The following is a 20,875-nucleotide window of genomic DNA, read 5'->3' as shown; positions in this document are numbered from 1 at the left end:
AAAACGCTCCTTTTTCTAAAATGTAATACGCATATTCTAACCCTGCTCCTGGTTTATTATGTGCTGTTCTTGCGATATAATAACATCATGTTAAAAAAAGGAGAGCCACACTGACAGTGAAACAAATAGAATCGGCAAAAAACCAAAAAGTGAAGGATTGGAAAAAGCTTCACACGAAAAAAGAAAGAACAAAAACGAATACATTTCTGATAGAGGGAGAACATCTTGTTGAAGAGGCGTTGAAGAGCCCGGGCATGGTGAAAGAAATCCTTGTAAAGGATGAGACGAAAATTCCGTCTGATCTAGATGTGAGCATCCAGTGCTACGTACTGAGTGAAGATGCGTTTTCAGCTGTTACTGAAACCGAAACGCCTCAGCAGATCGCCGCTGTGTGCCATATGCCTGAAGAAAAACTGGCATTGCCTCAGCGGGTGCTGCTGATTGACGCTGTTCAAGATCCGGGAAACCTTGGCACGATGATTCGGACGGCTGATGCGGCTGGTTTAGATGCGGTTGTGCTCGGTGACGGCACGGCGGATGCTTATAACGGAAAAACACTGCGATCTGCGCAAGGATCTCACTTTCATATCCCTGTATTGAGAAGAAACCTGCATACATATGTGGATGAATTGAAGGCAGAGGGCGTAAAAGTGTACGGCACGGCGCTGCAAAACGGAGTGCCTTACCGGGATATGTCTCAGGCTGAATCCTTTGCCCTCATTGTAGGAAATGAAGGCGCAGGGGTGGATGCTGCCTTGCTGGAGAAAACGGATTTGAACCTGTACGTGCCGCTTTACGGACAGGCTGAATCACTGAACGTTGCGATTGCAGCTGCCATCCTCATGTACCACTTGCGAGGATAGTGTTGCGCGAAGCGTTGGATTTCTCTATAATAGAACATAATATTTGAAAAACCGTGACAGAGGATCTCAATTTCTGATCAACTGCTTTCCAGGGAGAAAATGCCGCTGACTGAGAGCATTTTTAACGCAGCCGGAAATTGGCTTCACCTCTTGAGTTGTCACCGGGACCGCGCACACTGCGCGTAAAGGTGAACCGGAATCTGATTCCGTTATGTCAATGAAGCTGACGACAGCATCAGTCTGTCTGAAATAAGGGTGGTACCGCGGCCACAACTCGTCCCTTGTACAAGGGACGGGTTTTTTTTGTTTTCCAAAGACATATAACGGTTTGTTTACATAAAAGGAGGATGCAAAATGGAAGAAAAGCTAAAACAGCTGGAACAAGAAGCTTTAGAACAAGTAGAAGCGGCAAGCTCATTAAAGGTTGTCAATGATATTCGGGTGCAATATCTCGGAAAAAAAGGGCCGATTACAGAAGTGCTGCGCGGAATGGGCAAACTTTCTGCTGAGGAACGTCCGAAAATGGGCGCGCTCGCGAACGAAGTAAGAGAGCGTATCGCCAATGCAATTGCTGTCAAAAACGAGAAGCTTGAAGAAGAGGAAATGAAGCAGAAGCTTGCAGGACAGACAATCGATGTCACGCTGCCTGGGAACCCTGTCGCAGTCGGAGGCCGCCATCCGCTCACTGTTGTCATTGAAGAAATAGAAGATTTATTTATCGGCATGGGCTACACAGTCGAAGAAGGACCTGAGGTTGAAACGGATTACTACAACTTTGAATCGCTCAACCTTCCGAAAGAACACCCTGCGCGCGATATGCAGGACAGCTTTTACATCACAGAGGAAACTTTGATGAGAACGCAAACTTCTCCTGTGCAAACACGGACGATGGAAAAGCATGGAGGCAAAGGGCCGGTTAAAATCATTTGTCCGGGTAAAGTATACCGCCGCGATAACGATGATGCGACGCACTCTCACCAATTTATGCAAATTGAAGGGCTTGTCGTTGACAAAAACATCAGCATGAGTGATTTAAAAGGAACGCTTGAACTCGTTGCGAAAAAAATGTTCGGGCAAGACCGTGAAATCAGACTCCGCCCAAGCTTCTTCCCGTTTACTGAGCCTTCAGTAGAAGTAGACGTGACATGCTTTAAGTGCGGTGGAAACGGCTGCTCAGTATGTAAAGGAACTGGCTGGATCGAAATCCTCGGCGCTGGCATGGTTCACCCGAACGTGCTTAGAATGGCTGGCTTTGATCCGAAGGAATACCAGGGCTTCGCATTCGGAATGGGCGTTGAGCGCATCGCCATGCTGAAATACGGCATTGATGATATCCGCCACTTCTATACAAACGATGTCAGATTTATTTCGCAGTTTAAACAGGCGTAAGAGGAGGATGCTAGGATGTTTGTTTCTTATAAATGGTTAGAGGATTATGTTGATATAAAAGGCATGGACCCGGCTGTTCTTGCTGAAAAGATTACAAGAGCCGGCATTGAGGTTGAAGGAATTGAATACAAAGGAGAAGGCATCAAAGGCGTTGTCATCGGCCATGTGCTGGAGCGCGAGCAGCATCCGAATGCTGATAAGCTGAATAAGTGCCTTGTGGATATCGGAGCGGAAGCACCTGTACAAATCATTTGCGGCGCGCCGAATGTGGATAAAGGACAAAAAGTCGCAGTTGCAAGAGTCGGAGCGGTGCTGCCGGGCAATTTCAAAATCAAAAAAGCAAAGCTTCGCGGTGAAGAATCTAACGGCATGATCTGTTCTTTACAGGAGCTTGGCATTGAAAGCAAGCTTGTGGCAAAAGAGTATGCAGAAGGCATTTTCGTATTCCCGAATGACGCTGAAACAGGAAGCGATGCCTTAGCAGCTTTACAGCTTGACGATGCGATTCTTGAGCTCGGTTTAACGCCAAACCGTGTGGATGCTATGAACATGCTTGGTGTTGCTTACGAGGTTGCAGCGATTTTAGACACAGATGTGAAACTGCCGCAAACGGATTATCAGGCTGCATCAGAACAAGCGTCTGATTACATCGCTGTCAAAGTCGAAGACCAAGAAGCGAACCCGCTATACACTGCAAAAATCATTAAAAACGTCACGATTGCTCCATCACCGCTTTGGATGCAGACGAAGCTGATGAATGCAGGCATTCGCCCGCACAACAACGTTGTCGACATCACAAACTTTGTCCTTTTGGAATACGGACAGCCGCTTCACGCGTTTGATTATGACAGATTCGGCTCCAAGGAAATCGTAGTAAGAAAAGCAGCTGAAAATGAAATGATCGTAACCCTTGATGAGCAAGAACGAAAGCTATCTGCTGATCACCTTGTCATTACGAACGGAACGAAAGCGCAAGCCGTTGCCGGTGTCATGGGCGGAGCAGAGTCAGAAGTTCAGGAAGATACGAAAACGATTTTGCTTGAGGCTGCGTTCTTCAATGGGCAGACGGTTCGCAAGGCTTCCAAAGACCTTGGTTTGAGAAGTGAATCAAGCGTAAGATTTGAAAAGGGCATTGATCCTGCGCGTGTACGTCTTGCAGCAGAACGGGCTGCACAGCTGATCCATCTGTATGCCGGCGGTGAAGTACTTAGTGGAACGGTTGAGGAAGACAACCTGACAATCGAAGCGAATAACATTCATGTATCTGCTGACAAAGTGAGCAACGTTCTCGGCATGACAATCAGCAAAGAAGAACTCATCAGCATTTACAAGCGTCTTGGTTTTACTGTCGGTGAAGCGAATGAACTTCTCGTTGTGACAGTGCCATCACGCCGCGGTGATATTACAATCGAAGAGGATTTAATTGAAGAGGCGGCAAGACTGTACGGCTACGATAACATTCCGTCTACGCTTCCTGAGACAGCAGGAACAACAGGCGGATTAACGCCGTATCAGGCAAAACGCCGTAAAGTCAGACGTTTTCTTGAAGGCGCAGGCTTATCACAAGCCATCACTTACTCACTGACAAACGAGAAGAAAGCGGCAGCGTTTGCGATTGAAAAATCATTGAACACTGTGCTCGCGCTACCGATGAGTGAAGAAAGAAGCATTCTCAGACACAGTCTTGTTCCGAATCTGCTTGACTCCGTTTCTTACAACCTGGCGAGACAGACGGACTCAGTGGCATTGTACGAAGTCGGCTCCGTTTTCCTGACGAAGGAAGAGGACACAAAACCTGTTGAAACAGAACGCGTGGCAGGAGCTGTTACGGGATTATGGCGCAAGCAGCTGTGGCAGGGCGAGAAAAAACCGGTTGATTTCTTTGTCGCCAAAGGAATCGTAGAAGGACTGTTAGATAAACTGAACGTCCTTGACAGCATTGAATTTGTTCAATCTGAACGCAAACAGCTGCACCCAGGCAGAACAGCGAACATTCTATTGAATGGTTCTCTAATAGGCTTCATCGGCCAAGTCCACCCTTCATTGGAAAAAGAACTGGATATAAAAGAGACATACGTGTTTGAGCTTGATCTTCATGCGCTGCTCGCAGCGGATACAGCGCCGCTTGTTTATACGGCGATTCCAAAATATCCGTCTGTGACACGTGATATCGCGCTTGTAACAGATAAATCCGTCACAAGCGGCCAGCTCGAGAGCGTCATTAAAGAGGCTGGAGGCAAGCTTCTGAAAGAAGTATCTGTCTTTGACGTATACGAAGGCGAGCATATGGAGGAAGGCAAAAAGTCAGTTGCTTTCTCACTTCAATATGTCAATCCTGAACAAACACTGACTGAAGAAGAAGTGACAAAGGCGCACAGCAAAGTGCTGAAAGCGTTAGAAGACACATACCAGGCTGTTTTGAGAGGCTAATAAAAAAGCTTGCAGATTTCTCTGCAAGCTTTTTTCTATGAACGTTTTTTATCGGCAAGGCGCTGCGCTTTCTGCGTATTGGCAAAATGGAGTTTTGTAAAGGTTCTGAGAGCGGATGCCCCTTTTTTGAGAATCAGCTTCGCAGCCGCTTCATCCACGTGCGGGCCGGCCCCTTTCGGAAGTATCATTCCTGCCTCACGCGACAGTTTATCCATTTCCATTAAAAACGAATATCTTGCAATGATTGAAGCGGCGGCGACTGACAAGTGAATGCCTTCAGCCTTTGTGCTGAAATAGGTCCGCTCCTTCACAATGTCTCTGCCCTTCAAATGATTGAAGTAGACGCCTGGCTCAGCGAATTGGTCAATCAAAATGGCCTCAGGCTTTACCCCATCCATTTTTCTTAACAAATGGGTGATGGCTTGATTGTGCAGCAAAGCCTTCATTTTCCCTTGACTCATGCCTTTTTCCTGCATGCTGTTGTACTTTTCGTTCTTTAACACCAGCAGGCTGTACGGAATGGTTTTGATGAGGTTTCGGGCAATCTCAATGATTTGCGGATCCTTTAAGTCTTTAGAGTCCTTAACACCGAGTTCCTTCATTAAAGGAAGCATGGTTTTGTCGACGTACGCGCATACAACCGTCATCGGGCCAAAGTAATCTCCGGTTCCGACCTCATCAGAGCCGATAACAGACATGCCGGCGATATCTGCCGGAGGGGCATAACGGGGATCGGCCGGCTTTTTGGCCGTTTTTTTCTTTTCCTGCGGCTCGGCTGTTCCCCAGCGTGCGGATTCTACAGCTGCGTTTTTGCCTTGAAACAAGACTTTGCCGGATTTATATGCTGTAATGGTACAGCCTGGCGGTTTCGCCTGAAAAACGGCTCCCTGCGGAACAGAGGCAGTAAGCGAACCGCTGTACGTCGTTTTCATTTGGTCAATAGCAGACAACGATACTTTTATCACAGAATGGGACACGTAATAATCTCCTTTTTTTACACTTTTCGCTGTATATACCAGTGTATCATAACAGCGGGAGGCTCGTCTTTCCATTCATTTAATAAACGTGTTATGATAAGAACTAGGATTCTCACGGAATGGAGGAGAAACGTTGTCTGACGGCAAAAAAACAAAAACAACCGTTGACATTTACGGCCAGCACTTCACGATTATCGGTGAAGAAAGCAGAGCCCATATGAGGTATGTCGCCGGAATTGTTGATGATAAAATGAGAGAAATCAATGAAAAAAATCCATACCTTGATATAAATAAACTTGCAGTGCTGACAGCGGTAAATGTGGTGCACGATTATGTCAAATTACAAGAGAAATATGAGAAACTGGAGCGTCAGCTTAAAGAAAAGGATTGAACAACTATGCTAGATATCATCATCTTAATCTTGCTCCTGATGGGGACTTTACTGGGGTTAAAACGCGGTTTTATCCTGCAGTTTATCCGCTTGACGAGCTTTATTCTATCGATCGCCTTTGCGGCTTTATTCTATAAAAATGTGGCGCCGCATTTAAAGTGGATTCCCGCACCCGACTTTTCAGCGGGACAGCCGGCTCTTTCTTTTTTTACGGGAAATTTGGAAGCGGCCTACTATAATGCGATTGCGTTTATCGTTTTATTTATCATCGCTAAAATCTTACTGAGAATCATCGGCTCATTCCTGAGTATTGTAGCCGGCATTCCGGTGATCAAACAAATCAACCAGGTGCTGGGCGCCGTTCTCGGTTTTCTAGAAGTCTATTTATTTACATTTGTGCTGCTGTATGTCGCATCCGTGCTTCCGGTAGATGCTCTGCAGCAAATGATGGGGCAATCGTCTCTCGCAAATGTGATCATTAACCATACACCGTATTTGTCAGGGCTTTTAGAAGAGCTGTGGACACAGTACGGGGCATAAAAAACTTCTCTTGTCCGGAGAAGTTTTTTTCGAGTATGATGGAAACATATGTGAACGTCTGGGGGTTATTGTATGCATAAAAAAGATATTATCCGGCTGCTTGAAACCATTGCAGTCTACATGGAGCTCAAAGGGGACAACCCGTTTAAAGTATCAGCCTTCCGAAAAGCAGCGGCAGCCCTGGAACAGGACGACCGCAGCTTATCAGAAATGGACGATATGATGTCGCTGTCCGGCATTGGAAAAGGAACGTACAGCGTCATTAAAGAGTATATAGATGAAGGAAAGTCAAGCACGCTCGAATCGCTGCAGAAAGAAGTGCCGGAAGGGCTCGTGCCTTTATTGAAGCTGCCGGGGCTCGGCGGCAAAAAAATCGCAAAGCTGTATAAAGAGCTCGGCGTACATGATGCAGAATCTCTAAAGGAAGCCTGTGAACAGCAAAAGGTACAAGGCCTTGCGGGCTTCGGCAAAAAATCAGAAGAAAAAATATTACAAGCGCTCGGAGAAGCTGGAAAACAGCCTGAGCGGTTCCCGATCGGCTACGCCCTCCGGATCGCCCGGGACATTGAAGAGCATCTTTCTCAATTTACGGATATCATTAAATTTTCTCGTGCCGGAAGTCTACGCAGAGCGCGGGAAACGGTGAAGGATCTGGATTATATCATTGCCACAGATCATCCGGCTGAAGTAAGAGAGCAGCTTCTTGCATTGCCAAACATCAAAAGCGTGATCGCGAGCGGAGATACGAAGGTGTCTGTCATCCTTTCCTTTGAATATGAAACAAGCGTCGATTTTCGTCTTGTGACGGAAGAGCAGTTTCCGACAACACTTCATCATTTTACAGGATCAAAGGATCACAACATTAAGATGCGCCAAATCGCGAAAGAACGCGGGGAGCGGATCAGTGAATACGGCGTCGAGACAGTTGAAACAGGAGACATCAAAACATTCCCGAGTGAACGTGAATTTTATGCGCACTTCGGATTGCCGCTGATTCCGCCGGAGCTCCGTGAAAGCGGGCAAGAAGTGGAAACTTACAGCGACAGTATTGAACTGATACAGTCCGGGCAAATCAAAGGAGATCTCCACATGCACTCAACGTGGAGCGATGGCGCGTTTTCGATCAGAGAGATGGCCGAAGCATGCATGAATAAAGGCTATCAATATATGGCGATCACCGATCACTCGCAATATTTAAAGGTCGCCAACGGGCTGACTGCAGAAAGACTCAAGCAGCAGGCAAAAGAGATTGACGCACTTAATGCGGAATTTGAGAATTTCCGTATCTTAAAAGGTGTCGAGATGGATATCCTGCCTGATGGCACGCTTGATTATGATGACGACGTGCTGGCAGACATGGATATCGTCATTGCATCGATTCATTCCAGCTTTAATCAGCCGGAACACGTCATTATGAAACGGCTTGAGACGGCACTGACCAACAAGCATGTTGACATTATCGCACATCCGACCGGACGCCTTATCGGCAGACGGGCCGGTTACGAAATTGATATTGATAAGCTGATTGAGCTTGCGAAGAAAACAAATACGGCGCTTGAACTCAACGCCAACCCTGCGCGTCTCGATCTGCGCACAGAACATTTAATCAAAGCAAACGAACAAGGGGTTACATTGGTAATTAATACCGACGCCCATAATATTGAGATGTTAGACGATATGAAAACTGGCGTTACTGCCGCGCGCAAAGGATGGACGGAAACGAAAAACGTTTTGAATGCCCGATCGCTTGAAGACGTAGAGGCATTCCTGAAGCGCAACGATTAAGTAAGGAGGCTCACACAATCGTGCAGCAAAAAGTATTATCAGCTCTTGAATTTCAAAAAGTGAAAGAACAGGTTATTGAGCATGCCGCTTCATCGCTCGGAAAAGAAATGCTTCTCGAGCTTAAGCCTTCTGCTTCTATAGATGAAATCAAAAAACAGCTGGATGAAGTAGACGAAGCTTCTGCCATTATCCGGCTGAGAGGCCAGGCACCATTTGGCGGCCTTACTGATATCAGAGGAGCGTTAAGACGGGCCGAAATCGGCAGCGTTCTCAGCCCCTCAGAATTCACTGAAATCTCAGGCCTGCTTTATGCAGTTAAACAAATGAAACATTTTATCAGCCAAATGGCTGAAGACGGCGTCGATATACCGCTGATCTATCAGCATGCGGAACAGCTTATCACGCTGTCCGATTTAGAGAGGGACATTAATTCCTGCATCGATGATCACGGAGAAGTGCTTGATCACGCGTCGGAAACATTAAGAGGAATCCGCACACAGCTCAGAACACTTGAATCGAGAATCAGAGAACGGTTAGAGTCAATGCTGCGCTCTTCTTCCGCTTCAAAAATGCTGTCTGATACGATCGTCACGATTCGGAATGACCGCTTTGTGATTCCGGTCAAACAAGAGTACAGGTCAAGCTATGGAGGAATTGTGCACGATACTTCTTCCTCAGGCGCGACACTATTCATTGAACCACAGGCGATTGTCGATATGAACAACTCGCTTCAGCAGGCGAAAGTGAAAGAAAAACAAGAAATTGAACGAATTTTGCGCGTGCTGACAGAGCAAACGGCTGAACACACAGAAGAGCTCTTTCTAGATTTGCGCATACTGCAGACGCTGGACTTTATTTTTGCAAAAGCAAGATACGCAAAAGCGGTCAAAGCGACAAAACCGATTATGAACGACAACGGCTTTGTCCGTTTAAAAAAAGCCCGCCATCCATTGCTTCCGCCTGATCAGGTGGTTGCCAATGACATCGAGCTTGGCGGCGATTTTTCAACCATTGTCATTACAGGGCCAAACACCGGGGGGAAAACAGTCACCCTTAAAACGTTAGGCCTGTTAACTTTGATGGCGCAATCCGGTCTTCATATTCCGGCAAATGAAGGGTCAGAAGCCGCGGTATTTGAGCATGTATTCGCTGATATCGGCGATGAACAGTCGATTGAGCAAAGCTTAAGTACGTTCTCATCCCATATGGTGAACATTGTCGGCATTTTAGAACATGTCAATGAGAACAGCCTAGTGCTCTTCGATGAACTGGGCGCAGGGACAGACCCGCAGGAAGGGGCGGCCCTCGCTATGAGCATCTTGGATGACGTGCATCGCACCAATGCAAGAGTATTAGCTACGACGCATTATCCTGAATTGAAGGCGTACGGTTATAACAGAGAAGGCGTCATGAATGCAAGCGTCGAATTTGACATCGAAACGCTGTCGCCAACCTATAAACTTTTAATTGGTGTGCCGGGACGAAGCAACGCCTTCGAAATTTCAAAACGCCTTGGACTCCCGGACCATATCATCGGGCAGGCGAAGTCAGAAATGACGGCCGAGCATAACGAAGTCGATACGATGATTGCGTCGCTGGAACAAAGCAAAAAACGTGCGGAAGAAGAGCTTTCTGAGACAGAATCAATCAGAAAAGAAGCCGAAAAGCTGCATAAAGAGCTGCAACAGCAAATCATCGAGCTCAACAGCAAAAAAGACAAAATGCTCGAGGAGGCTGAACAGCAAGCGGCTGAAAAAGTAAAAGCGGCAACAAAAGAAGCCGAAGACATTATTCATGAATTGCGCTCAATAAAGGAAGAACACAAATCCTTTAAGGATCACGAGCTGATCAACGCGAAGAAACGGTTAGAAGGCGCAGTTCCTACCTTTGAAAAGTCCAAAAAACCAGAAAAACCGAAAACGCAAAAACGCGACTTCAAACCAGGTGATGAGGTGAAAGTCCTCACCTTTGGGCAAAAAGGAACACTGCTCGAAAAAACCGGCGGCAATGAATGGAATGTTCAAATCGGCATTTTAAAAATGAAAGTAAAAGAAAAAGATTTGGAGTTTATCAAATCAGCCCCGGAACCGAAAAAAGAAAAAATCATTACAGCGGTTAAGGGAAAGGATTATCACGTATCGCTTGAACTTGATCTTCGCGGCGAACGCTATGAAAATGCCCTCAGCCGTGTAGAAAAATACTTGGATGATGCAGTGTTAGCGGGATATCCAAGAGTGTCAATTATCCATGGAAAAGGAACCGGCGCTTTAAGAAAAGGCGTGCAGGATCTTCTGAAAAACCACCGCAGCGTCAAAAGCGCCCGTTTTGGTGAAGCAGGTGAGGGAGGATCTGGCGTAACGGTTGTTGAACTAAAATAAAAGGGAGTATGGCCATGAGTGATTTTTGGGAAAACGAGCTTGTGGAAATCGCGGCGTATTACAGTGTCGCGGTTCTCTGCCTCGTCCTCTTTTTGACTGTGTTTGAGCTGGTGACGGCTTATAAAAACTGGGAAGAGATTCAAAAAGGAAATCTTGCGGTGGCAATGGCGACCGGCGGAAAAATTTTAGGAATCGCAAACGTATTTCAGCACTCCATCTCCCAGCACAATTCTCTGCTGCAAATGATCGGCTGGGGCGTTTACGGGTTTGTTATGCTTCTGCTCAGCTACTTTATTTTTGAATTTTTGACTCCTCGGTTTAAAATTGATAAGGAAATTGAGAATGATAACCGGGCTGTCGGCTTTATTTCATTTGTCATTTCTGTCGGGCTTTCATTTGTGGTGGCAGCCGGAATATAAGGGGACGGAGAATAGATGGAAAAGCTTGCAAAAGTACTGCTCGCCGCGGCGGGAATCTTTTTGTTAATTGGTCTTATATATCTGTTCGTATTATGAGAAAAAGAAAGATTTACCTTTCTTTTTCTTTTTTTTGCTGTCCATCTGCTATAATGATAGGGTGGAACTCAAAAACCGAAAGGGGAGGTTTTATGCAGTCTCAAAAGCCGTGGCTTGCCGAGTATCCCGACAATATCCCGCATGAGCTTCCGTTGCCGAACAAAACCCTGCAATCCATCCTGACAGACTCCGCCGCACAATTCCCTGACAAAACTGCAATATCTTTTTATGGAAAAAAACTCACCTTTCATGACATTCTGACGGATGCTCTTAAACTCGCAGCTTTTTTGCAGGGCAATGGCCTGCAAAAAGGAGACAGAGTGGCTGTCATGCTGCCCAATTGCCCGCAAGCAGTGATTTCTTATTATGGCGTCTTGTTTGCCGGCGGCATCGTGGTGCAGACGAATCCGCTCTATACCGAGCATGAGCTTGAATACCAGCTTAGAGATGCTGAGGCAAGCGTAATCATCACCTTAGATTTGCTTTTCCCGAAGGCGATAAAAATGAAAACGTTATCAATTGTTGATCAGATTTTGATAACCAGCGTAAAAGACTATTTGCCTTTTCCGAAGAATATTCTTTACCCGCTGACACAAAAACAAAAAGTGCATATTGACTTTGACAAAAAAGATCACATTCACATGTTCTCTTCCAGTATGAGGGAGGAAAAAACTGAGCTCCTGACAATCCCGAAGATCGATCCTGAGCATGATATTGCTGTCCTCCAGTATACCGGAGGAACAACGGGGGCTCCAAAAGGAGTCATGCTCACGCACCAAAATATTTTAGCCAACACTGAAATGTGCTCCGCTTGGATGTACGATGTGAAGAGAGGGGCTGAAAAAGTGCTTGGCATCGTCCCATTTTTTCACGTCTACGGACTGACGGCAGTGATGAATTATTCGATTAAACTAGGCTTCGAAATGATTCTTCTTCCTAAGTTTGATCCGCTCGAAACGCTCAAAATCATCGAAAAACAAAAACCGACGCTCTTTCCGGGCGCACCGACAATTTATATTGGCCTTTTGCATCACCCCGAATTGCAGCATTATGATCTGTCATCCATTAAAAGCTGTCTTAGCGGATCAGCCGCGCTTCCTGTGGAGGTAAAGCAGAAATTTGAAAAGGTGACTGGCGGAAAGCTTGTGGAAGGCTACGGCTTGTCTGAGGCATCTCCAGTGACACATGCTAATTTTATCTGGGGGAAAAACAAGCCAGGCAGTATTGGCTGTCCTTGGCCGAGTACTGATGCAGCGATCTATTCGGAAGAGACGGGTGAGCTTGCCGCGCCGTATGAACATGGTGAAATCATTGTAAAAGGTCCGCAAGTCATGAAAGGATATTGGAACAAACCGGAGGAAACCGCCGCTGTACTGAGAGACGGCTGGCTGTTCACCGGAGACATGGGCTATATGGATGAAGAGGGCTTTTTCTATATTGCCGACAGGAAGAAGGACATCATCATCGCCGGCGGCTATAATATTTACCCGCGTGAAGTAGAAGAAGCGCTTTATGAACATGAAGCCATCCAAGAAATTGTCGTTGCCGGTGTACCCGATTCCTACAGGGGAGAAACAGTAAAAGCATTTGTCGTGTTAAAGAAAGGCGCAAAAGCCGATGCAGAAGAATTGGACAGTTTTGCGCGATCCCGCCTCGCTCCTTACAAGGTGCCGAAAGCCTATGAGTTCAGAAAAGAGCTGCCGAAAACAGCAGTCGGAAAAATTTTGAGAAGACGTTTACTTGAAGAAGCAGAAAATCATCATGTCAAATAACATATGACATAAGAAAATAGAGAACACCTGCGAATAAACTTGACAAAGCCGAAAATCCTTTTTATCATGAAATTATGAATGAATAGTCATTCATTTCTATAGGAAGGAACGATGAACATTGAAGCAAAAACGGCCAAAGTATATGCAGATTATTGATGCAGCAGTAGAAGTCATTGCGGAAAACGGCTACCACCAGTCACAGGTATCCAAAATTGCCAAACAAGCCGGAGTGGCGGACGGCACCATCTATCTCTATTTCAAAAACAAAGAAGACATTTTAATTTCTCTTTTCAAAGAAAAAATGGGCCAATTTATTGAGCGAATGGAAGAGGACATAAAAGAAAAGACGACAGCGAAAGAGAAACTGGCGCTTGTGATTTCAAAGCATTTTTCCCTTTTAGCGGATGACCATAATCTCGCGATTGTCACTCAGCTTGAGCTCCGCCAGTCAAACTTGGAGCTGCGCCAGAAAATCAATGAAATATTAAAAGGCTACTTAAATATCTTGGATAGTATTTTGATGGAAGGCATACAATCAGGCGAATTAAAAGAAGGCCTCGATGTCCGCCTCGCCCGGCAGATGATTTTTGGAACGATTGACGAAACCGTGACAACATGGGTTATGAATGACCAAAAGTACGATCTCGCTGCCTTGTCAGACAGCGTTTTAGAATTGTTGGTGTCCGGAATTCACAATAAGTAAAGGGGTTCTGTCCTATGAATGCAATATCACTTGCAGTTGATCAATTTGTGGCAGTTTTGACGATTCACCATCCGCCGGCAAATGCGCTATCCAGCCAGATATTAGAGGAGCTGTCCTCCTGTCTTGATCAATGTGAGACAGATGCAGGCGTACGAAGCATCATCATTCACGGTGAGGGAAGGTTTTTCTCAGCCGGCGCTGATATTAAAGAATTCACATCATTTAAAGGCAACGAGGATTCCTCACTGCTGGCTGAGCGCGGCCAGCAGCTGATGGAAAGAATTGAAGGCTTCCCAAAACCGATTATCGCGGCGATTCACGGTGCTGCTCTTGGAGGCGGGCTGGAGCTTGCGATGGCTTGTCATATCAGAATTGCGGCAGAAGACGCCAAGCTGGGGCTCCCGGAACTTAACCTCGGTATTATACCGGGTTTTGCGGGTACACAGCGTCTTCCGAGATATGTCGGTACAGCCAAAGCACTAGAGCTCATCGGATCAGGAGAACCGATATCCGGAAAAGAAGCGCTTGATCTCGGGCTTGTGTCAATTGGAGCAAAAGATGAAGCAGAAGTGCTTGAAAAAGCAAAAGCACTTGCCGCTAAGTTTGCAGAAAAAAGCCCGCAAACGCTGGCATCTCTGCTTGAGCTTCTTTATTCCAACAAGGTGTATTCGTATGAAGGCAGCTTAAAGCTTGAAGCAAAACGATTTGGAGAAACATTTGAGTCAGAGGACGCCAAAGAAGGCATCCAGGCATTTCTCGAAAAAAGAAAGCCTCAGTTCAAAGGCGAATAAAAGGGGATATGATCATGAATCTATTTGTACTGATGAAACGGACGTTTGACACAGAAGAAAAAATCGTCATTGAAGCAGGAAAGATTCAGGATGACGGAGCGGAATGGATCATTAATCCATACGACGAGTACGCGATAGAAGAAGCCATCCAGCTGAAGGAAAAGCACGGCGGCACGATCACCGCTGTCACTGTCGGCGGCGAAGAAGCGGAGAAGGAATTGCGCACTGCGCTTGCCATGGGATGTGACCAAGCCGTTTTAATCAACATAGAAGATGATCTCGAAGAACCCGACCAATATTCCATTTCTCAAGTTTTATACCACTATATGAAGGATCAGGAGTTTGATTTGATTCTCGGCGGAAATGTTGCCATTGATGGAGGATCAGGACAAGTGGCGCCTCGGCTTGCCGAGCTACTGGACATTCCGTGCATCACAACGATCACCAAACTCGAAATCAACGGCACTGATGCAGAAGCAGAAAGAGACGTCGAAGGAGATGTTGAAAAAATCAAAACGACACTCCCATTGCTTGTCACAGCTCAGCAGGGCTTAAACGAACCGCGTTATCCATCGCTTCCGGGTATTATGAAGGCCAAGAAAAAACCACTTGAAGAGCTAGAACTTGATGATCTTGATATTGACGAAGAGGATGCCGAACCAAAGATGAAAACCATTGAACGTTTTCTGCCGCCGAAAAAAGAGGCCGGGAAGCTTCTCCAAGGTGAGCCTGCCGAACAGGCAAAAGAGCTTGTCTCATTGCTCCGCAGCGAAGCTAAAGTCATTTAAAGCTTGGACATTCAAAGAAACAGGGGGATGTTAGAATGGGAAAAAAAGTGATTGTACTCGGAGAAATCCGCGATGGAGAATTGCGGAATGTCACCTTTGAAGCATTAGCTGCAGGAAGAACCATTTCAGGCGATGGAGAAGTCATCGGTGTTCTCATCGGAGAAAATGTACAAAGCCTTGCACAGGGGCTTATCCATTACGGAGCAGATAAAGTTTTGACAGCCGAGGATCCGAAGTTGAAAGCTTACACGGCAGACGGATACAGCCAGGTCATGAGGGCCATTATTGACCAAGAAAAACCAGATTCGGTCATATGCGGGCACACGGCAATGGGCAAAGACCTTTCACCGAAGCTCGCGGCCCGGCTGCAAACAGGTTTAATTTCTGATGCTACAGATGTAAGCGTTACCGGAGAGAATGTCGTGTTTACGCGGCCGATTTACTCGGGGAAAGCATTTGAACGCGTCATTTCAACCGATCCGATGATTTTTGCAACGATTCGCCCCAATAATATTCAAGCTTCAGAAAAAGACGCCAGCAGGTCGGGAAGTATCGAAAGCGTTGATGTTTCTCTTACTGACCTCCGTACGGTTATCCAAGAAGTCGTGAAAAAAACAGCGGACGGCGTTGATCTCTCTGAAGCAAAAATTATCGTTGCGGGCGGCCGCGGAGTCAAAAGCAAGGAAGGATTTCAGCCGCTGCAGGAGCTTGCCGAAGTGCTGGGAGCCGCAGTGGGGGCTTCTCGCGGGGCGTGTGACGCTGATTATTGCGATTATGCTCTTCAAATCGGGCAGACCGGGAAAGTCGTTACCCCTGATTTATATATTGCCTGCGGCATTTCGGGCGCCATCCAGCATTTGGCCGGCATGTCCAACAGTAAGGTGATAGTTGCCATCAATAAAGACCCCGAAGCGGATATCTTTAAAATAGCGGATTACGGCATCGTAGGCGATTTATTTGAAGTCGTCCCGTTACTAACTGAGGAATTCAAACAATTAAATATACACGCGTAAAGGAAACCCCGGACTGCTGAAGTTCGGGGTTTTTATATCTTTAAATACATACGTACAAATATAAAATTTAGAAAAAATGTCATTGACATGTACGAACATATATAATATGGTTACTTTAAAAGCGCTTACATTCATGCTGACTCCTCAGGCAAAAGACAGATCACATATTTGACTGTGGTGCTTTTCATATTCGTATGAAAGGAATGATCAGGCATGTCTGAACATCAAGCAGTGATCCAAACAGATATCGTAAAAGGAACCATTAACAAAAATATATACGGTCATTTTGCGGAGCATTTAGGAAGAGGGATTTATGAGGGGATTTGGGTCGGAACGGATTCGAACATTCCCAATATAAACGGAATACGAAAGGATGTCCTAGAGGCGCTCAAGCAGCTGCATATTCCTGTCCTCAGGTGGCCGGGCGGGTGTTTTGCGGACGAATACCATTGGGCAAACGGTGTTGGTGACCGTAAGACGATGCTCAACACGCACTGGGGCGGTACAATTGAATCAAATGAATTTGGAACGCATGAATTTATGATGCTTTGCGAGCTGCTTGAATGCGAGCCTTATATTTGCGGCAATGTCGGAAGCGGAACGGTTCAGGAAATGGCAGAATGGATCGAGTATATGACGTTTGAAGAAGGCACGCCGATGTCAGACTGGAGAAAACAAAATGGAAGAGAGGAGCCTTGGAAGCTGAAATATTTCGGCGTGGGCAATGAAAACTGGGGCTGCGGCGGCAATATGCATCCTGAATACTACGCTGATCTGTACCGGCGTTTTCAAACCTATGTCCGCAATTACAGCGGGAATGAAATATATAAAATTGCAGGCGGCGCAAATGTGGATGATTTTAATTGGACGGACGTGCTCATGAAAAAAGCCGCCGGCCTGATGGACGGATTGAGTCTTCACTATTACACGATTCCGGGTGATTTCTGGAAAGGCAAAGGATCAGCCACAGAATTCACGGAGGATGAATGGTTCATTACGATGAAAAAAGCCAAATACATCGATGAATTGATTCAAAAACACGGCACGATTATGGATCGATACGATCCGGAGCAGCGGGTCGGGCTGATTATTGATGAATGGGGCACGTGGTTTGATCCTGAGCCAGGCACGAACCCTGGTTTCTTATATCAGCAAAACACCATTCGTGATGCGCTGGTGGCAGCTTCTCATTTCCACATTTTCCATCAGCATTGCCGCCGGGTGCAAATGACCAACATCGCCCAAACAGTAAACGTTCTTCAAGCGATGATTTTGACTGAGGGAGACCGGATGCTTTTGACACCGACGTACCATGTATTTGATATGTTTAAGGTACACCAGGACGCTTCTCTTCTAGACACTGAAACAACGTCTGCTGATTATGAATGGAAGGGTGAAACGCTGCCGCAAATCAGTATTTCGGCCTCGAAACATGCAGAAGGCGATATCAATATCACGATCTGCAACATCGATCACCAAAACAAAGCGGAGGCTGAGATCGAGCTGAGAGGCCTTCACAAGACAGCGGACCATTCTGGAGTCATTCTCGCGGCAGAAAAAATGAATGCGCATAACACGTTTGACGATCCTCATCACGTCAAACCGGAATCTTTCAGCCAATACAAGCTCAACAAAAACAAACTGAAAGTAAAACTTCCGCCAATGTCAGTCGTCTTACTCACCCTGCGTGCTGATTCTTGATCGAGCGAGAGCGCCGGAGCTTCATGCAGGCGCTCTTTTTCATGTTTTAAAACAGCTCAGGCAGGGCATGGTAAAGGTACATGACAGTGAAGAGGAGATGTTATTCTATGCTTCGTACCATTCTAATGATCATCGGGGCGATTGTAGTCATTGGGGCGATTATCAGATTTGTGTTTTAATGCAAAGTGACATAACCCATTCAACCCAGATAAACATGAGTAAACCGATTGTGATCAGGAAAAAATAATTTATAAGCATTAAAATAGCGTGAACGAATGGGAGATGCTATACTAAAAATCATCATTTCACAATTGGAGGAATTCAATAATGGCTATCGTAAAAGCAACTGACCAATCTTTCTCAGCTGAAACAAGCGAAGGCGTCGTACTGGCTGACTTCTGGGCTCCTTGGTGCGGACCTTGTAAAATGATTGCACCTGTTCTTGAAGAACTAGATCAAGAAATGGGAGACAAACTGAAAATCGTAAAAATCGACGTAGACGAAAATCAAGAAACAGCCGGAAAATACGGCGTTATGAGCATCCCGACACTTCTTGTGTTAAAAGACGGAGAAGTGGTTGAAACTTCTGTCGGCTTCAAACCGAAAGAAGCGCTTCAAGAGCTTGTAAACAAACATCTTTAATTTTCGGCTGCTTTCATGCCAGAGCGATTCCGATTGAGGGATCGCTTTTTTTATTCGCTAATCGTGAAGCATAGAGAAAAACAAACGTTCGTGATAAACTGGAAACAAAGGATTAAACATAAGGAAGGGTAACATATGAACAAACAACTGAAAGAAAAACTCGCCCTCCTTCCCGATCAGCCCGGGTGTTATCTCATGAAGGACCGGCAGCAGACTGTGATCTACGTAGGAAAAGCAAAAGTGCTGAAAAACAGAGTGCGCTCCTACTTCACCGGTTCTCACGATGCGAAAACACAAAGGCTTGTGACGGAAATCGAGGATTTTGAATATATCGTGACGTCCTCCAACCTTGAAGCGCTTATTTTAGAAATGAACCTGATCAAAAAGCATGATCCGAAATACAACGTCATGCTTAAAGACGACAAAACCTATCCTTTCATAAAACTCACCCATGAACGCCACCCAAGGCTGATTGTCACCCGGAATGTCAAAAAAGACAAAGGGCGTTATTTCGGGCCGTACCCGAATGTACAGGCTGCAAGGGAAACAAAAAAACTGCTCGACCGCCTGTATCCTCTAAGAAAATGCTCCAAGCTGCCGGACCGAGTGTGCCTTTACTATCATCTGGGCCAATGTCTCGCTCCGTGCGTAAAGGACATTTCCGAAGAGACGAACAGAGAACTGGTTGAGAGCATTACCCGTTTCTTAAAGGGCGGCTATAATGATGTAAAAAAAGAGCTTGAAGAGAAAATGCATGAAGCTGCTGAGAATCTTGAGTTTGAACGGGCAAAAGAGCTTCGTGACCAAATCGCCCATATTGAATCGACGATGGAAAAACAAAAAATGACGATGAACGATCTAGTCGACCGTGACGTATTCGCGTACGCATATGATAAGGGCTGGATGTGCGTACAGGTCTTTTTCATTCGCCAAGGAAAGCTCATTGAACGCGATGTCAGCATGTTCCCGCTTTATCAGGAAGCAGATGAAGAGTTTCTCACGTTCATCGGGCAGTTCTATTCAAAAAATAACCACTTCCTCCCAAGGGAAATTTTAGTTCCGGACAGCGTAGATCAATCCATGATCGAGCAGCTGCTGGAAACAAACGTCCACCAGCCAAAAAAAGGCCCGAAAAAAGAACTGCTCATGCTGGCCCATAAAAATGCGAAAATCGCGCTGAAAGAAAAATTCTCCTTAATCGAACGGGACGAGGAGCGCTCAATCAGGGCTGTGCAAAAACTCGGTGAAGCATTAAATATTTATACCCCGCACAGAATTGAAGCGTTTGATAACTCTAACATACAGGGGACAAACCCGGTTTCCGCGATGATCGTGTTTATCGACGGCAAACCGAACAAAAAGGAGTACCGCAAATATAAAATCAAAACCGTTACAGGGCCGGATGATTACGGTTCTATGAGAGAGGTTGTCAGAAGGCGCTATACGAGAGTGCTTCGCGAAAACCTGCCGCTGCCTGATCTGATCATCATTGACGGAGGAAAAGGGCAGATCAACGCTGCAAGGGATGTCATTGAAAATGAACTCAGCTTGGATATCCCGATCGCAGGTTTAGCGAAAGACGAAAAACACAGAACTTCAAATTTACTAATCGGGGATCCGTTGGAGGCGGTGTACCTGGAACGGAACAGCCAGGAATTTTACCTCCTGCAGCGTATTCAGGACGAGGTGCACCGTTTTGCGATCAGTTTTCACAGGCAAATCCGCGGAAAAAGCGCGTTTCAATCCGTATTGGACGATATCCCGGGTATCGGAGAGAAAAGAAAGAAAATGCTGTTAAAGCATTTCGGTTCCGTAAAAAAAATGAAGGAAGCAAGCCTTGAGGACATCAAAAAAGCGGGTGTTCCCGCAGCGGCGGCTCAGCTGCTTTACGATAAATTACAAAAATAATGTTGTCCTTTTAAAAAAGATCTGATAAAATGTGAACTAATTTCATAGTTAGATCGTGTTATATGGTGAAGATAGAGGTGCGAACTTCAAGAGTAAGCCTTTGGAGAATGATGGATTCTGTGAAAAAGGCTGAAAGGGGAGCGTCGCCGAAGCAAATAAAACCCCATCGGTATTATTTGCTGGCCGTGCATTGAATAAATGTAAGGCTGTCAAGAAATCATTTTCTTGGAGGGCTATCTCGTTGTTCATAATCATTCATGATGATTAATTGATAAGCAATGAGAGCATT

18 protein-coding genes and 1 riboswitch are annotated in these 20,875 nt (G+C 45.8%); of the genes, 16 read left to right on the top strand and 2 right to left on the bottom strand.

All coding sequences use genetic code 11. The features are described 5' to 3' along the window. The first annotated feature begins 116 nt into the window (after nt 1–116). Nucleotides 117–863 carry a TrmH family RNA methyltransferase gene (locus M0696_RS14350; RefSeq protein ID WP_166849883.1) on the top strand — a complete coding sequence of 249 codons (747 nt, stop codon included), beginning with the start codon at nt 117–119 and terminating at the stop codon, nt 861–863. 66 nt (nt 864–929) lie between these two features. On the opposite strand, the gene M0696_RS14345 is transcribed toward M0696_RS14350, so the two are convergent. Further along, complete coding sequence (locus tag M0696_RS14345) at nt 930–1,136, bottom strand: hypothetical protein (RefSeq protein ID WP_129507979.1); 207 nt, start codon at nt 1,134–1,136, stop codon at nt 930–932. 81 nt (nt 1,137–1,217) lie between these two features. Between M0696_RS14345 and pheS the strand changes: the two genes are divergently transcribed. After that, a complete protein-coding gene (gene pheS, locus M0696_RS14340) occupies nt 1,218–2,252 on the top strand; it encodes a phenylalanine--tRNA ligase subunit alpha (RefSeq protein WP_041905775.1) in 1,035 nt (344 codons plus the stop codon). Nucleotides 2,253–2,267: 15 nt separating this feature from the next. Further along, the gene (gene pheT, locus M0696_RS14335) at nt 2,268–4,682 is read left to right on the top strand and encodes a phenylalanine--tRNA ligase subunit beta (protein ID WP_248602084.1); all 2,415 of its coding nucleotides are present in this window, start codon (nt 2,268–2,270) and stop codon (nt 4,680–4,682) included. A 35-nt stretch (nt 4,683–4,717) separates the two neighbouring features. Here pheT and rnhC read toward each other — a convergent pair whose 3' ends face one another. Beyond that, complete coding sequence (rnhC, locus tag M0696_RS14330) at nt 4,718–5,659, bottom strand: ribonuclease HIII (protein WP_222143305.1); 942 nt, start codon at nt 5,657–5,659, stop codon at nt 4,718–4,720. Between the two features lie 133 nt (nt 5,660–5,792). Between rnhC and zapA the strand changes: the two genes are divergently transcribed. The 13 genes from zapA (at nt 5,793) to uvrC (ending at nt 20,586) form a co-directional block, all read left to right on the top strand. Continuing rightward, the gene (gene zapA, locus M0696_RS14325; RefSeq protein ID WP_166849891.1) at nt 5,793–6,050 is read left to right on the top strand and encodes a cell division protein ZapA; all 258 of its coding nucleotides are present in this window, start codon (nt 5,793–5,795) and stop codon (nt 6,048–6,050) included. Between the two features lie 6 nt (nt 6,051–6,056). Continuing rightward, complete coding sequence (locus tag M0696_RS14320; RefSeq protein ID WP_003222477.1) at nt 6,057–6,590, top strand: CvpA family protein; 534 nt, start codon at nt 6,057–6,059, stop codon at nt 6,588–6,590. 72 nt (nt 6,591–6,662) lie between these two features. Beyond that, a complete protein-coding gene (polX, locus tag M0696_RS14315) occupies nt 6,663–8,375 on the top strand; it encodes a DNA polymerase/3'-5' exonuclease PolX (protein ID WP_222143304.1) in 1,713 nt (570 codons plus the stop codon). Between the two features lie 20 nt (nt 8,376–8,395). Continuing rightward, the gene (locus M0696_RS14310) at nt 8,396–10,753 is read left to right on the top strand and encodes an endonuclease MutS2 (RefSeq protein ID WP_222143303.1); all 2,358 of its coding nucleotides are present in this window, start codon (nt 8,396–8,398) and stop codon (nt 10,751–10,753) included. A 14-nt stretch (nt 10,754–10,767) separates the two neighbouring features. Next, entirely contained in the window at nt 10,768–11,172 is a 405-nt protein-coding gene (locus M0696_RS14305; protein ID WP_003222485.1) for a DUF350 domain-containing protein, read from the top strand. Nucleotides 11,173–11,360: 188 nt separating this feature from the next. Then, nucleotides 11,361–13,040 (top strand): long-chain-fatty-acid--CoA ligase LcfA, encoded by a 1,680-nt coding sequence (gene lcfA / locus M0696_RS14300; RefSeq protein ID WP_222143302.1) that lies wholly within the window; start codon nt 11,361–11,363, stop codon nt 13,038–13,040. Nucleotides 13,041–13,158: 118 nt separating this feature from the next. Beyond that, on the top strand, nt 13,159–13,743 hold the full coding sequence (fadR, locus tag M0696_RS14295) for a fatty acid metabolism transcriptional regulator FadR (RefSeq protein ID WP_003222489.1): 585 nt from the start codon (nt 13,159–13,161) through the stop codon (nt 13,741–13,743). A 14-nt stretch (nt 13,744–13,757) separates the two neighbouring features. After that, nucleotides 13,758–14,534 (top strand): enoyl-CoA hydratase, encoded by a 777-nt coding sequence (locus M0696_RS14290; protein WP_222143301.1) that lies wholly within the window; start codon nt 13,758–13,760, stop codon nt 14,532–14,534. Between the two features lie 14 nt (nt 14,535–14,548). Next, nucleotides 14,549–15,322 carry an electron transfer flavoprotein subunit beta gene (etfB, locus tag M0696_RS14285; RefSeq protein WP_166849902.1) on the top strand — a complete coding sequence of 258 codons (774 nt, stop codon included), beginning with the start codon at nt 14,549–14,551 and terminating at the stop codon, nt 15,320–15,322. 35 nt (nt 15,323–15,357) lie between these two features. Next, nucleotides 15,358–16,335, top strand: coding sequence for an electron transfer flavoprotein subunit alpha (etfA, locus tag M0696_RS14280; RefSeq protein WP_166849905.1), 978 nt, complete (start codon nt 15,358–15,360; stop codon nt 16,333–16,335). Nucleotides 16,336–16,548: 213 nt separating this feature from the next. Then, complete coding sequence (gene abfB / locus M0696_RS14275) at nt 16,549–18,036, top strand: alpha-L-arabinofuranosidase AbfB (RefSeq protein WP_248602083.1); 1,488 nt, start codon at nt 16,549–16,551, stop codon at nt 18,034–18,036. Between the two features lie 327 nt (nt 18,037–18,363). Beyond that, nucleotides 18,364–18,678, top strand: a complete 315-nt coding sequence (gene trxA / locus M0696_RS14270) for a thioredoxin (protein ID WP_003222500.1) — start codon at nt 18,364–18,366, stop codon at nt 18,676–18,678. Nucleotides 18,679–18,813: 135 nt separating this feature from the next. Next, nucleotides 18,814–20,586, top strand: a complete 1,773-nt coding sequence (gene uvrC / locus M0696_RS14265) for an excinuclease ABC subunit UvrC (RefSeq protein ID WP_222143298.1) — start codon at nt 18,814–18,816, stop codon at nt 20,584–20,586. A 64-nt stretch (nt 20,587–20,650) separates the two neighbouring features. After that, a riboswitch (Lysine riboswitch) is annotated at nt 20,651–20,830 on the top strand. The last annotated feature ends 45 nt before the right edge of the window (nt 20,831–20,875 follow it).

It is taken from the genome of Bacillus rugosus (assembly GCF_023238245.1).
GTDB classification, from domain to species: domain Bacteria; phylum Bacillota; class Bacilli; order Bacillales; family Bacillaceae; genus Bacillus; species Bacillus rugosus.
Note: the sequence above shows the minus strand (reverse complement) of the source record. Positions and strands in the feature narration are given on the sequence as shown.